General features: G+C 33.1%; 12 protein-coding genes. 6 read left to right on the top strand and 6 right to left on the bottom strand.

Annotated elements, in window-relative coordinates; translation table 11 throughout:
- Window positions 1-154 precede the first annotated feature (154 nt).
- Together AB8B65_RS14740 and AB8B65_RS14735 are read left to right on the top strand one after the other, a co-directional pair.
- Window positions 155-1,612 (top strand): TonB-dependent receptor, encoded by a 1,458-nt coding sequence (locus AB8B65_RS14740; protein WP_405302009.1) that lies wholly within the window; start codon window positions 155-157, stop codon window positions 1,610-1,612.
- Between the two features lie 54 nt (window positions 1,613-1,666).
- The gene (locus tag AB8B65_RS14735; RefSeq protein WP_405302007.1) at window positions 1,667-2,152 is read left to right on the top strand and encodes a CIA30 family protein; all 486 of its coding nucleotides are present in this window, start codon (window positions 1,667-1,669) and stop codon (window positions 2,150-2,152) included.
- A 319-nt stretch (window positions 2,153-2,471) separates the two neighbouring features.
- Here AB8B65_RS14735 and bcp read toward each other — a convergent pair whose 3' ends face one another.
- Window positions 2,472-2,933 (bottom strand): thioredoxin-dependent thiol peroxidase, encoded by a 462-nt coding sequence (gene bcp, locus AB8B65_RS14730; RefSeq protein WP_405302005.1) that lies wholly within the window; start codon window positions 2,931-2,933, stop codon window positions 2,472-2,474.
- A gap of 47 nt (window positions 2,934-2,980) precedes the next feature.
- Between bcp and nth the strand changes: the two genes are divergently transcribed.
- Window positions 2,981-3,643 (top strand): endonuclease III domain-containing protein, encoded by a 663-nt coding sequence (gene nth, locus AB8B65_RS14725; protein ID WP_405302003.1) that lies wholly within the window; start codon window positions 2,981-2,983, stop codon window positions 3,641-3,643.
- A 482-nt stretch (window positions 3,644-4,125) separates the two neighbouring features.
- On the opposite strand, the gene AB8B65_RS14720 is transcribed toward nth, so the two are convergent.
- Entirely contained in the window at window positions 4,126-4,707 is a 582-nt protein-coding gene (locus tag AB8B65_RS14720) for an RNA polymerase sigma factor (RefSeq protein ID WP_405302001.1), read from the bottom strand.
- Between the two features lie 306 nt (window positions 4,708-5,013).
- Here AB8B65_RS14720 and uvrA point away from each other — a divergent pair, with 306 nt between their 5' ends.
- Window positions 5,014-7,794, top strand: a complete 2,781-nt coding sequence (uvrA, locus tag AB8B65_RS14715; RefSeq protein ID WP_405301999.1) for an excinuclease ABC subunit UvrA — start codon at window positions 5,014-5,016, stop codon at window positions 7,792-7,794.
- An 88-nt stretch (window positions 7,795-7,882) separates the two neighbouring features.
- Here uvrA and AB8B65_RS14710 read toward each other — a convergent pair whose 3' ends face one another.
- From AB8B65_RS14710 to AB8B65_RS14700, 3 genes are all read right to left on the bottom strand, one after another.
- On the bottom strand, window positions 7,883-9,262 hold the full coding sequence (locus tag AB8B65_RS14710) for a choice-of-anchor L domain-containing protein (RefSeq protein ID WP_405301997.1): 1,380 nt from the start codon (window positions 9,260-9,262) through the stop codon (window positions 7,883-7,885).
- A gap of 302 nt (window positions 9,263-9,564) precedes the next feature.
- Window positions 9,565-10,683 (bottom strand): DUF3667 domain-containing protein, encoded by a 1,119-nt coding sequence (locus AB8B65_RS14705; protein ID WP_405301995.1) that lies wholly within the window; start codon window positions 10,681-10,683, stop codon window positions 9,565-9,567.
- 42 nt (window positions 10,684-10,725) lie between these two features.
- Window positions 10,726-11,409, bottom strand: coding sequence for a hypothetical protein (locus AB8B65_RS14700; protein WP_405301993.1), 684 nt, complete (start codon window positions 11,407-11,409; stop codon window positions 10,726-10,728).
- 226 nt (window positions 11,410-11,635) lie between these two features.
- Here AB8B65_RS14700 and AB8B65_RS14695 point away from each other — a divergent pair, with 226 nt between their 5' ends.
- Together AB8B65_RS14695 and AB8B65_RS14690 are read left to right on the top strand one after the other, a co-directional pair.
- Window positions 11,636-12,283: a hypothetical protein gene (locus AB8B65_RS14695; protein WP_405301991.1), complete on the top strand. Its 648-nt coding sequence runs from the start codon at window positions 11,636-11,638 to the stop codon at window positions 12,281-12,283.
- Window positions 12,284-12,668: 385 nt separating this feature from the next.
- Entirely contained in the window at window positions 12,669-13,991 is a 1,323-nt protein-coding gene (locus tag AB8B65_RS14690; RefSeq protein ID WP_405301989.1) for a hypothetical protein, read from the top strand.
- A gap of 182 nt (window positions 13,992-14,173) precedes the next feature.
- Here AB8B65_RS14690 and AB8B65_RS14685 read toward each other — a convergent pair whose 3' ends face one another.
- Complete coding sequence (locus AB8B65_RS14685) at window positions 14,174-14,566, bottom strand: hypothetical protein (RefSeq protein WP_405301987.1); 393 nt, start codon at window positions 14,564-14,566, stop codon at window positions 14,174-14,176.
- Between the last annotated feature and the right edge of the window lie 196 nt (window positions 14,567-14,762).

Genomic DNA, 14,762 nt, shown 5'->3' with positions numbered 1-14,762 from the left:
ATAATTTGTTAAGAATTAGACAGTTTTGAATACATATCGATGTGTTTTACCGACGATTCTTCAAATTTAACTGTTTATTTAACAAAAAACATCAAATATTTCGTTCAAAAAAATAATGAATGTTTATTTTTGTATCAAACAAATTTATCCACGCATGGCTATTGTCTACAAAGGTGATAAGGTAATTGAAAATGTACCTTCCATTAAAGCGAAAGCATTACGAATAAACTTAAACAGTCAAATCTACGGAACATTCGCAGAAATTGGTGCAGGGCAGGAAACGGTTCGTCACTTTTTTAGATCTGGTGGTGCTTCAGGTACTATTGCAAAAGCGATGAGTGCTTACGATAAAGATTTTAGTGATGCCATTTATGGTGTTGAAAACGATCGACGCTATGTAACTGAAGCGCGTTTAAAGAAAATGCTCTCGCATGAAATATCTTTGATTGAAGCGCGTATTTCTCGTGACAAACATCCTGATAAGATGTTTTTTAGTTATGCAAATACAGTAGCAACGATCGATTTTGCAAAGAAGTACAAAGGTCACGGATGGATGGGAATCAAATATCAAATTGATCCATCTCAAGCATACAACGAAATTATTTTACACGTTCGTTTCCAAGAAAATGATGCAAAGTTGCAGCAAGAAACATTGGGAACAATGGGCGTAAACTTGGTTCACGGTGCTTTTTACAAACACAACGACGCCAAAAGTTTATTGATAAGTCTGTACGATCATATTGATAAAGATAAGATTGAAATTGATACGATTAACTTTTCAGGACCGCAGTTTGAAGACGTTGATAACCGCTTAATGAGTTTACAACTGTTGAAAAACGGAATGACAGAAGCCGTTATTTTTGGCCCTGATGGAAATAATATTCTTCCTGCTCGTTTATTATACAAAAAGAACGTTTTGGCACTTCGCGGAAGTTTCCGTCCTGTGACAAAAGTAAATATGGACATGTATCAAAAATCGTATGATATTTTTATTCGTGAAAATAAAGTAGAAGAAGAAAAAACGGTAGTCTTGTTTGAAATTACACTATCCAATCTGCGTGCAGAAGGAGAAATTGATGAACAAGATTTTATGGACAGAGCACAATTACTCGGTTCGCTTGGACAAACTGTGATGATTTCTAACTTTAAAGAATATTATCGTTTAGTAGATTATTTCTCTAATTATACCAAAGAACGCATGGCATTGACTATGGGCGTAAATAACTTGGTTGATATTTTTGATGAGAAATACTATCGCAAACTAAGCGGTGGAATTTTAGAAGCGTTCGGTAAGTTATTCTATAAGGATTTACGAGTTTACTTATATCCAATGAAACGTAAGGAAACAGGCGAATTGGTAAATAGTAACAACCTAAAAGTACATCCACGTATGAAAGAATTGTACAAATTCTTTAAGTATAACGGAAAAGTGGTTGATATTTTTGATTTTGATAATAAGATTTTAGATATTTTCTCCAGAAAGGTATTAAAAATGATTGCCGATAATGAAGATGGCTGGGAAGAAATGCTGCCAGATGGAGTTGCCGAAATTATTAAAGAGAAAAACTTATTCGGATATCTACCACAAAACGAATTGATAGAAAATAAATAATACTATAAAGCTCCTTTTTCGGGAGCTTTTTTTATGAATTAGATCGAATTTACAATGATGACACTTTTTAAATTTTCTGCAAAAAGTAACATTTCCAAATGGTATGTTGTCAATGATGGCGTTATGGGCGGATTGTCGCAAAGTACGTTTACACTGAATGAAGACGGTTTTGGAATTTTTAAAGGAATGGTTTCGCTTGAAAATAATGGCGGTTTCTCCTCAGTTCGTTATGAAATTGGACATACAGCTATTTCTGAGAAAACGATACTTGTCATACGCTTAAAAGGTGATGGAAAAACGTATAAAATTCGCATCAAGCAAAACGCTACTGACAAACATACGTACACCAAAACTTTTGAAACTTCTGGCGATTGGGAAACGATTAAAATTCCATTGAACACTTTATATCCTAGTTTTCGCGGACGTAAATTGGATATTGGAAACTTTTCAGCAAATTATATAGAAGAACTTGGTTTTTTGATTGGGAATAAGAAGCGAGAGGCTTTTCAATTGGAATTGGATTATATTGAGTTGAAGTGAAAATTGAATCAAGAAAATAGATCGCTCAGTTTTTACCAATTAAATTCTGATTCGTCACTACGAGGAGTTTGCGACGTGGTAGTCTGCTTCTAAAAAAACACTGAATATTTTTTGAAACAGATTGCTTCACTTTGTTCGCAATGACGTATCAAAAAAAACAGACTTCACAAAATTGTAAAGTCTGTTGTAAATTCTATAATGTCTTATAAGTTTCTAAACATATTGTATTTGTCATTCCGCACTTGATGCGGAATCTACTTTAAAACTAATTTAGATTCCTGCCTACGCAGGAATGACAAATGAAATTCTAATCATCAAATTACTCCACTAACGCCAAAATCTGCGCTGCATGATCTTTCGTTTTTACTTTATCAATCACCTGATTTACAACTCCTTCTCCATTGACTAAGAAAGTTTTTCGGTGAATTCCATCATAGATTTTTCCCATAAATTTTTTTTCGCCCCAAACGCCAAAAGCTTCAATTACTTCTTTGTTTTCATCAGCTAAAAGCGGAAAAGGAAATTCATATTTGTTTTTAAAGTTTGTTTGCCTTTTCTCTGAATCGGCACTTACTCCTAACAATTCAAAACCTTGACTTTGTAATTCCGCATAATTGTCTCTCAAATTACATGCTTCTGCCGTACAACCTGGCGTGCTTGCTTTTGGATAAAAGAAAACTATTAATTTTTTCCCTGCAAAATCTGATAAAGAAACTGCGTTTCCATCTTGATCATTTACAGTAAAATCGGGTACTTTATCTCCTATTTTTAGCGTATTCATAGCATTCAAAATTTTTATTGATTATTTTTGTCCAAAAATACTGAAAAATGACTAAACAAGAAAAGGTTCAGTTTGTTATTGATACTTTAGAAGCATATTATCCTGAAATTCCGATTCCACTCGATCATAAAGATCCGTATACTTTATTGATCGCTGTGCTAATGTCTGCACAAAGTACGGATGTGCGCGTGAATCAGATTACGCCGTTATTATTCGCGAAAGCAGATAATCCGTATGATATGATAAAAATGAGTATTGAGGAAATTAGAGATATTATACGACCTGTTGGCTTGTCACCAATGAAATCGAAAGGAATTCATGGTTTGTCGCACATCTTAATTGACAAACACAACGGAAAAGTTCCTCAAAACTTAGAAGATTTAGAAGAATTGCCTGCTGTTGGACATAAAACGGCAAGTGTTGTCATAAGTCAAGCCTTCGGAATTCCAGCATTTCCGGTAGATACGCATATTCACAGACTCATGTATCGTTGGAATTTAACCAATGGAAAAAATGTGGTTCAGACCGAAAAAGACGCAAAACGTTTGTTCCCAAAGGAAATATGGAACGATTTACATTTGCAAATTATATGGTACGGTAGAGAATATTCGCCTGCGCGTGGTTGGGATTTGGACAACGATATTATTACCAAAACGATTGGTAGAAAAACGGTGATTGATGACTATTGGAAACGAAAAGCGAAAAAGTGATTGGTTGAAGGTTAAAAATGCTTTTTCATAGTATATTTTGAGTTTTACATATTAAGCTTTGTATCAATGCTTATCTGTTGGTCGCTGCGCTCCGTTGTCAGTTAAGTTGTTTACACTGATTTTTAAATCAAAACGTAAACTGTTAAACCTATAACTCTTAAACTTCTTTTTGCTGTTGGTGAAAAAAAGTCAAAAATATTAAATCATTCAATTTTTTAATCATTGAATTAAGTGAAGCGAAGTAAAAGCGAAAAAGACTCGCAGCTAACGAGTCTTTTTTCCAAAGTTTAGTTGAGAAGCGTTTCAAACTTCATCCTTTTGTAATTAATAACACTTAAAGCTTTCGAATAGTTCAGCAAGAAGTTTATTGTTTCCTTTTTAGGCAACATTTTTTTCATTTCAGGTGAACTTTTAGTGTAATTTTTTGCCATGCGGTGGTTTTTTATTTAAAATAACAACGCATGGTTTTATTTTTTATTGTATCAATTTGTTAAAACTATGTTATGTTTTTCAATCACCTTTCTTAGGTTGATTAATGCATAACGCATTCTACCTAAGGCAGTATTGATACTAACGCCTGTTTTTTCTGAGATTTCTTTAAAACTCAAATCTTGATACATACGCATTAGCAATACTTCTTTTTGATCGGCTGGCAATTCATCTACCAAACGGCGAACATCCGTTTCTACCTGATTTTTAATAATTCTGCTTTCCGCATTTAAGTCATTATCACTCAAAACAGAGAAAATATTAAAATCGCCATTATTATCATACTTTGGCATTCTATTATTCTTTCTAAAATGATCAATAACTAAATTATGAGAAATACGCATTACCCAAGGTAAAAACTTTCCTTCTTCATTGTAATTTCCTTTTTTCAACGTTCTAATGACCTTGATAAAAGTGTCTTGAAAAATATCTTCTGTAATATCTCTATCCAATACTTTAGAGTATATAAAGCTATATATACGCTGTTTGTGACGTTCTATTAATGTACCTAAAGCACATTCGTCACCTTTGATGTAATTAGATACCAATACTGAATCTTGCAGGATCTGTCCCATAACACTAACTTTTTTATATAATAATTATCGAGGCTGATAATTGTTCCGATTTTTTTAAAAAAGTACTTTTATGCTATACGCAGATTTTTTGTAGAATTTGATTAATGATTTTCAAATATAACAACATTCGTTAAAAAAATGCAAATAAAATCCAATATTTTAACATTTTCGCTGAATTTATTGCGCTAAAACGGTCATTACAAAGGAAATATTCACTCAAAAAGTAATATTTCTAAAAAATGCATTCCTTCAAAATCATTTTATTTCGACAATGAAAAGCAGTATCTTTGCAATTATTTTTTTTACATGACACAAGATCTCGCTACGGTAAATCCAAAAGAAAACATCATTATAAAAGGTGCAAAACTGCACAACCTTAAAAATATTGACGTGGTTATTCCGCGAAATAAATTGGTTGTGATTACAGGACTTTCAGGTTCTGGAAAATCGAGTTTGGCTTTTGACACCTTGTATGCTGAAGGACAACGACGTTATGTAGAAAGTTTGTCTTCGTATGCGCGACAGTTTTTAGGTCGTTTGCACAAACCTAAAGTAGATTATATTAAAGGAATTGCGCCTGCAATTGCCATTGAACAAAAAGTAAACTCCACAAATCCGCGTTCTTCCGTAGGAACAACTACTGAAATTTATGACTATTTAAAGTTGTTGTATGCGCGTATTGGAAAAACCATCTCGCCTATTTCTGGCAAAGAAGTAAAAAAACATACCGTAACGGATGTTATTAATTATGTAAAAACCTTTGATGAACGCAGCAAATTATTATTGCTTGCGCCTGTCACTGTACCAGAAGATCGAAGTGCATTTCACACCATAAAAGTATTGGCGCAACAAGGATATGCGCGAATTCAAAAGAATAATGAAATTTTTCGAATTGATGAGATTAATGAAGACTTTACAGAAGATTTCTCACTTGTTATTGATCGTATTGTGGTTTCGCATGATGAAGATTTTTACAATCGCTTAGCAGATGCCGTACAAACTGCTTTTTTTGAAGGAAAAGGCGAATGTTATATTGAAACTGTTAGCGATAAAAAATCGGTTCATTTTAGTAATAAATTTGAGCTAGATGGCATGAAATTCTTGGAACCAAATGTCCATTTATTCAGTTTTAACAATCCGTATGGCGCCTGTCCAAAATGTGAAGGTTATGGCGATGTGATCGGAATTGACGCTGATTTAGTAATTCCGAATACAGGACTTTCTGTGTATGACAACGCTATTTTTCCTTGGCGTGGTGAAAGTATGAGCTATTACAGAAACGAATTGGTAAATAATGCGTATCATTTTGATTTTCCAATTCATAAACCTTGGTTTGAACTGACAGAAGCGCAGAAGAAACTCGTTTGGGACGGAAATAAATATTTTGAAGGATTGCATCAGTTTTTCGCTTTCCTAGAAGAAAAAAGTTATAAAATTCAGAATCGTGTGATGCTTTCGCGTTACCGCGGAAAAACGAAATGTGCCGTTTGTGATGGGAAACGTTTACGTCCTGAAACCAATCATGTGAAAATTGGCGGAAAAACAATTACGGACTTGGTGGTTTTGCCATTAAATGAATTGATTGTCTTTTTTGACGAATTGAAACTGAATGAACACGATGAGCAAATTGCGAAACGTTTATTGAAAGAAATTAAGAATCGTTTGCAGTTTTTGACGAATGTAGGATTGGATTATTTAACATTGAATCGAAAATCGAATTCACTTTCTGGTGGAGAATCGCAACGCATCAACTTGGCAACTTCGCTTGGAAGTAGTTTGGTCGGCTCTATGTATATTTTGGATGAACCTAGTATTGGACTGCATCCGAAAGATAGCGAACGTTTGATAGAAGTATTATTGTCATTACGCGATTTAGGAAATACCGTAATTGTTGTAGAACATGACGAAGACATTATGCGCGCAGCAGACGAAATTATTGATATTGGTCCCGAAGCAGGAACACATGGTGGACATGTAGTGGCGTTTGGCGATTACGAAGCTATTTTAAAAGCAGATTCACTCACAGCAAAATACCTCAACGAATCAATGAAAATTGAAGTCCCGCAAAAACGTAGGACTTCCAATCAGTATATTGATATTATTGGCGCACGTGAAAATAATTTAAAGAATATTGACGTGACATTTCCGCTGAACATGCTTACCGTTGTAACAGGCGTTTCTGGAAGTGGAAAAAGTTCATTAGTCAAAAAGATATTATATCCTTCTATGCTGAAAGAAACTGGCGGTTACGGTGAAAAACCAGGTCAGTTTACCAAATTAGGCGGAAAATATAGTACGGTAAAGCATATTGAATTTGTAGATCAGAATCCGATTGGACGTTCTTCACGATCAAATCCTGTGACCTATATAAAAGCGTATGATGATATTAGAGCGTTGTATGCGAGTCAGAAATTATCTAAAATTAGAAACTACAAAACCAAACATTTTTCGTTTAATGTAGATGGCGGTCGTTGTGAAACCTGCAAAGGTGAAGGACAAGTAACGATTGAAATGCAGTTTATGGCAGATGTGCATTTGGAATGTGAAACATGCGGCGGAAAACGTTTTAAGAAAGAAGTGCTTGAAGTTGCGTACGAAGGAAAAAATATCGATGATATTTTAACCATGACGCTTGACGACGCGATGGATTTCTTTACCAAACACGAACAGAAAAAGATATACCGTAAATTAAAACCTTTGCAAGATGTTGGTTTGGGTTATGTTACTTTAGGACAAAGTTCTTCTACGCTTTCTGGTGGAGAAGCGCAACGTATAAAACTTGCTTCATTTTTAGTGAAAGGAAATACTAAAGAAAAAGCCTTGTTTATTTTTGATGAACCCACGACAGGATTGCATTTCCATGATATTAAAAAGCTACTCACTTCCTTTGATGCATTAATTGAAAAAGGACATTCTATCATTGTGGTAGAACATAATATTGAACTCATCAAATGTGCCGATTACATCATTGATTTAGGTCCTGGCGGAGGAAAAAATGGTGGAACACTTGTTGCATCAGGAACACCTGAAGAAGTTGTAAAAAATAAAAAATCGTTTACAGGAAAGTATTTAAAGGAGAAGTTATAATTTAAAAAATATACTCTTATAAAACAGAAAATCCCAACATTGACTTGTTGGGATTTTTTATTTCTATCACGTTATGATTGTGATGTATTTATTTAACAACTCGCTTGTAAACTTTTCCTTTGCTTGTATTAATATTAAGGAAGTAAACGCCGCTTTCTAAATTTGAAAAATCAATCGTAACAAAACCATTTGTAGTTTCAGTTTTTGTTTGAATCAATTGTCCATTCATATTAAATACTTGAATCGTTTCAAACGCAACTTTTGAAGTGTCAATCGTTAATTTATCTACCACAGGATTTGGGTAAATGATAAAATCATCTGATTGAAAATCTGGTGTACTTAATAATTCGGCATCAATTGTAATTCTAAAACTCGTAGTAATTCCTGTTCCTGTATAGCTATTTTGCATGCGCACATGAATTTCTTGTAAATCGGCTGTATTTGTGTAGGCTTCAGGGTTTGCTATGGCATTTACACCACTTTTAGCATCTGCTAGTGATAAATGATATGTAAAGTCAAAAGAATACACTGTAGTATCTATTGTATCGCCTAACATTTGATCTTCAAACATTGTCAAATCAAATGTTTCGGTTCCATCGTCATCTTCGTCATTTATTATAATATTTTCTGGCTCATTAATAATTGTTGGAAAAGCACCAAAAGAGCTATTTCTTATAAATAATGCACTATCAAAGGCAGCGTCTAAATGATCGGCAGTTACTATTTTAAGATGGTATGTATGTCCAATTACTAAATCTTCAACAAGCATAAAAACGGTTGTTTCTCCATTAAAATTAATTGGAGAATCTTCTGCTGGTATCGATGGAATATTTGCATCTGCCACAGTATAATTATACCTATGAAAATAGTCTTCGTTTACTGCGTTGCAATTGGAATTGTCTCCACCACGAACATTCAATATAGATATTGGAGTTGTTGTTCCTGGAACTAATGCAATATTTGTTGTAACTCCAGTACTTGAATCTGTTAATAAAAACGCAAAAGTATCTCCAAAATTACATTCATAGAATCCGTATTCTTCAGAAGCTAAGATAAAATCTAAACTAATCATGGGAACAGTTGCTATAAAATCAAACTCTATTGAGGTTGCATTATACGTATCGGTTGTAGCTGTGAACGTTTCTAAATCGTCATCACCTATCCAACCTGTAGTTCCATCCATTAGGTTAGTTGTGTTTTCTCCTGGCACATTCAGCACATTTCCTGTTGACAGGACTAAACCTTCATCAAAAGCAATATCAGTACCGTTTGCATAAAAATAGCCAATGCTACTAATGGTACCGTAGTCTTGTGCACTCGTTGAAGTAAAATTAAATGCTGGAAAGTTAGGGTTTCCTATAAATTGATCTTGAATGAGTTCTTGTATCGTAAATCCTTCGCTTATGGTCATTTGAGAAAAGGATATTTTACAGATAAGTAAAAAAGGTAAGAGTAATTTTATTTTCATAAATAATGGTATGTAGTTAATAATCAGCTACAAGATACCATCATTTCTAGAAAAACCACAATTATTCTTCAAAAATTACACGAATTTTAGTACAGCTTATTTTTTAAAAGATATCTGTTAATACAAAAAAACGACACTACCCACAACATTACAAAAGTAACTGGCACTACAAATAGTAGGTATATTAATGTAGAAATGATCAATAATGCTCGATTTAAAAATTAATCGGATACTATTAAAAATCAAACATATACAAATGTATTTATATCAAACTCGCGTTAATTAAAGAACGATAAACGGTTTTAATAGGTAAGAAATGATACTAAAGAAAGTATAACAAATGTAACTGGCACCACAAATATGAGATATATAAATGTTAAAAGTAGCGTTTTAAAGAACGTGCGTATATAGCGTTGTTCGTAGAAATGTTTTATACTGATGAGTAAATAAATAAACATGGACAGAATTAACGTAACATCAATCCAATAAGGAATATCTACAATAAAATTTGTCACAATAATAATACTAACAGCTAAAAACATAAAGGCAAAATAGTAGAAACTAAATACCATGTGATGCGCAAATCGTCCACGTTTTCTATAGAATAGTTTTAGTAATAAAGCAAAAATTGGAATTAGGAAAAACATTGAGATTGGAATGGTATCCATGAATACTTTTGTAATTCCATCTCCTAGCTTTTCACGAAACTTTATAAGTTGTTTTCCAAAAAGCCTAGGAAACCATTCTTTCGATTCTTTTTCCCCAAACAATGTTTTGAGTTTTACATCCATGCTGGCGCCAGCTGAATTCAATGAATCGAGTTTTCTAGTGTCAAATTCATAGCCAAAAACTGTTCCTTGTATATTTTTATTTCTTTGTCTTTTTTTAGGCACTTTCGTAGAATCACTTTTGAAACTGTCTGGTGGTTGCTCACTATCGTTGTAAAAGTGATTTGTCAATTTCTTCAAGATCAATGTATCCTTTCCGCCTGTCGCTAATAAATCTACTAATAAAACATCTTTTATAGAATCGTGAATACTTTCGTTTTTTGCTCTCGCTAATTTTTTTTTTCTTAAAGAAGCACCAATACCATCTTCAAACTCTTGCAGTGTAACTCTCGTTGAAATGGAGAAAATAAAGAAAAATACAATTGACGAAAACAAGTAAAATTGTGCAGGATGTAAGTACATTAAGCGTTTTCCTGATACAAACTTTTTAGCCAAATATCCTGGTCGTATGAGTAAAGGAATAAAGCTTCTAAAAAAACGTGCATCTACCGAAAAGTAATTCATTACCGTGTTATGAAACAACACACGCATGCTGAGTTTATCATCTACTTTTTGACCGCAATTCGGGCAAAAATTATGATACTGTGTGAGTTGATAATTACAGTTAGGGCACTGTTTCTTTTCGGCTGACATATAGTTTGGTTGGTTATTCTGGCAATGCAAATATGCTAAAATCTATTTACATTTGGCAAGTACCTCATCAATAAATCCATAATAATCTAATAATAGTTTTTGTTGCAAAAGAAGCATTTCCCATGCATACATAAACTTTTTTACAGCTTGCTTATTTCCAATAAGACCTGCTTGGTAAAACTCTTTTTTCCAAGTAGCTGTTTGTACATTTACTTCTTCTTGTAATTCATAAAACGTTTCAATATCGGTCAGACACTTAAAACTGGTAATTGATAAATAGTTCGTTTGCTTATAGGAATTCCACACGATACTCGATAATTTTTTGCCCATCAAACCCGCTTCAATTTTAAAATCAAAACTTCCGTGTAATTTAATCTGCGTTGCATCTACAGCAGTGAAAGAAGTATAGTGAAAGACTTTACTTGTCTTTGATTTAAAACTTTCTAAAGAATCTTTGTGAATAATAAGATTCATTTCATCGTCTATTTTTGACAACAAAACACCTACAGGTTTATGTTTTTTATTTAATTTTTCATTAAAATCTTTCAGCAATATTTGATTTTCTTTCAATTCATTTTCTACTTGTTGCAATGCATTTTCTTTTGCATTATGCAATCTGTCATTTTCAAAATAACTCGTAATATACAATCCGGAAATAATACCAATCATGGTAGAAATGAGCGTGACAAACCACGGATTATTTAAGCTTATTTTTTTCTTTTTCATATAAATTATGTGTAAAACGCAATCAGTTCATCTGACCAAAAAAATTAAAAAAAGTTACAATTTCAAACTTTCAACTGGGAAGATAGGCAAAAAAACGTAATTCAAAACACCTTCTAAAGCTCTAACTTTCAATTAGTTGTATTTTTGGCACGAAATTGGTTTTACTAATAGCAAATAGCGCACGCCGAAAAGCTTACGAGTAGGCATAACCCTAAAAGTACAAAATATGAAAAATTATTATCTTTTATTCGTAGGATTGTTACTAAGTGTAACAACTACACAAGCAAATGTAATTAGCGACCAAACAAACGGAAGCGAAAACGGGTTAACCAATCGCTATCGTTATGCACAACCAATTCAGTTTGTAGAACGAGGTGTTGAATTTTTCGTTTTCCTAAATGGAGAATTCGATTTTAATACACATCCTGTCAACTACAGAAGAGGACGAAGAAACGCTGTAAACAGAACCTTTGGTGCGCCAAGAGTACGAACGAGAGGAAACGTTAGAAACACTAGAAATATTGGTGTGAGAGTGGAACATGACAACAACGGAAGAGTTCGAAGAATTGGAAATCTTTTTATCAATTATGACCGTTTTGGTAGAGTAAAAAGAATTGGATCTATTTATATGCGTTACCACAACAGACATGGAAAATTAAAACAAATTGGTGGTTTGCGTTTAAAGTATAATTTGAGAGGCAGATTGATTAGACAAATTGGAAATGTAAAACCAATTGTAAATACTGTAGCTTATGGAAATGGACAAGGAAATGATGATTACTATGGTAACGGACACAATGTACCTGCACATGATGAAGATCTATATTATTATAAAAATAAAGGAAAACAAAAGAAGTTTATAAAAGGAAAATAATTCGTATTAATTCCTAAAATCATAAAACCTCGTGAATCTGTTTAGAATCACGAGGTTATTTTTTTATAGTATAAAGAAAACGCTCCAATTATTTCTTCGCCGTTTGCGCATAATTAAAAGACATAAAGCCAACTAAACTACAAAATTCATTATATCAAACGATTATAACTAACTTCTTTATGTAATTTACATACACGGTCACTAGCACTACTATATGAAGTAGCTAAAGTAGGTATTTGTAAGTACTTTAAAGTATGGCAAAACCATACTTTACATCAGTTAATAAACTCGTTGTAAACATAACTTTTTCTTAATGTAATACGACTCTTTCATTTTTTTGGCACGCTGTTTGGTTACTATTAATTGAATATTAAAATCGTATGTTATGAAAAAAATACTCATTACACTTATAGGATTGTTTTTCTTGACAGTTAATACTGTTGAAGCAAAACCGACGAACACAACAACAACTAATTCATTTTTAGCTAACGAAGCATTTTCATTCGTTGAAGGTGGAATTACGTTTTCAGTGTATAATGATGGAGAATTTGATTTTTTTATCAATCGTTTGCACTCAAATATAAATGCCAATGTAAATGTTGGCGACCTAAATATTTCTTTTAACTCTGGATTTGATTACAATCCGTATGTTCAGTATGACGATTACGGCGCAATTATCCAAGTTGAAAACACACCAATTTTTTACGACTACTATGGTAGAGTATACAGAATTGGACAAGTAAACTTAAACTATAACAACTTTGGAAGCTTGGTACAAGTTGGCGGATTGTTTATATATTATGATTCTTTCGCTCGCTTTTCTCACACGAGAGGATTCATTAATCCATTTAACAGAGTTTACCGAAATACAGCATATTACAATACTGTTTTCTTTAGACCAAGAGTTAACTTCTGTCTAGTAAGCGTAAATCCATATAGAAGATTTTATACACCAATTCGTTACACTTTCTGTAACCCGTATAGAAATAACTTCCGATACACGTATGCTAGAGCAAGAGTTGGACATGTATACCACAGTACTGCACGTGTAAATACAAACCGAAGAGGCGTTTACAGAAACGATCGTAGAGTAACACGCAGAAATGATGCTGCAGTATACAACACACGTAGAACAGTAACACGTACAAATACAACACGTGCTACGAGAAATCAGAATACACGTTCGGCAACACGTAACAATACGAGAAGTCAAAACACACGATCGACTCGTAATGATGTAAGAAGCACGACACGAAACACACGTGACAACTCAAGATTAGGTGGCGTTCGCAGTAGCAATAACAACAACACACGTATTGAGCGCGGAAATACAAGATCGCAAAATAACAACAGTGTTCGTTCTAATACAACAAGAAACAATACGAGAGCAACACGCGGTAACTCAAGTAATAGCACAAGAGCAACACGTAGTAATACTACGCGTAACAATACAAGAGCAACTCGCAGTAACTCACGCAATACAAAAGATGTAAGAGCTACAAGAAATACGCGAAATAACAACGCGGTACGTAGCAATAGCAGATCGAATAATAGAAAAGCGACAAAGCCACAAAGAAGTAATTCTTCAAGAGCAACACGATCTAAGAGTCGTTCTTCTAACAGAAGTTCAGCAACAAAACGTTCAAATCGTTCTTCTCAAAAGAAAGCTACAAATAGCAGACAGAGAAGTTCAAGAAAAAGAAATTAAAAATTAGTTGTTTCTTATAAAAATGAAACCTTACTTGATGTAAAAATTGAGTGAGGTTTTTTTATGTGCTAAATTTGAGTTTGAGTTCGAGAAATTTTCCTAGAAAATTAAACAATAGTAAATTGCTTGGTTTTGCATACAAAGAAGTAATGAATTCTACCAAGCGATGTGTATTTTTATAATTAAATATTTTCGGGTAACTCTGTTTTAATTTCTACATTATACTTATCAAATAGGTTCCAATTCAAGACACTATCTTTTTGAAGTTCGTTCAACCTTTTAATTTTACGCATAGGTGATTCATCCGTAATTCTCATTATTTGATGCCCATACTTTTCAATACGATCATTTTCAAAAACCAAATGCCCATAAATATAACGCTTCGATACCTTTTTAAAAATAGACTTAAAACCAGTATTTTTTGTATGTAAATAAACTGATAAATTATACATGAAATTTTCAACCCAATCGATTTTTAAGATAAGCGTTCCTTCTTTTACGTTTCTTATTGCTTTTAGGCAGTAGGACGTATCAGCATATTCTCTTTTATGTTCTTTAATTATTTCCCATTTCATAATTATGGTTCCTATATGTAACAAAAATCTCTACTATTACTATAGTAAATAAATTTAAAACGATTTTAAAACCTCAGCCAACTTTCCTGTCAACGCTTTGCGCGAATATTTCTGTAATCCGATTGGAAAAACTTGCAATTGTTTATTTTTAAATGCTTCGTAGTACGCTACAATTTGTGTTTTGAGTTTCTCCTTT

It is taken from the genome of Kordia sp. (assembly GCF_045105435.1).
Taxonomy (GTDB): Bacteria; Bacteroidota; Bacteroidia; order Flavobacteriales; family Flavobacteriaceae; genus Kordia.
This window is presented reverse-complemented; position numbering and strand designations above follow the sequence as displayed.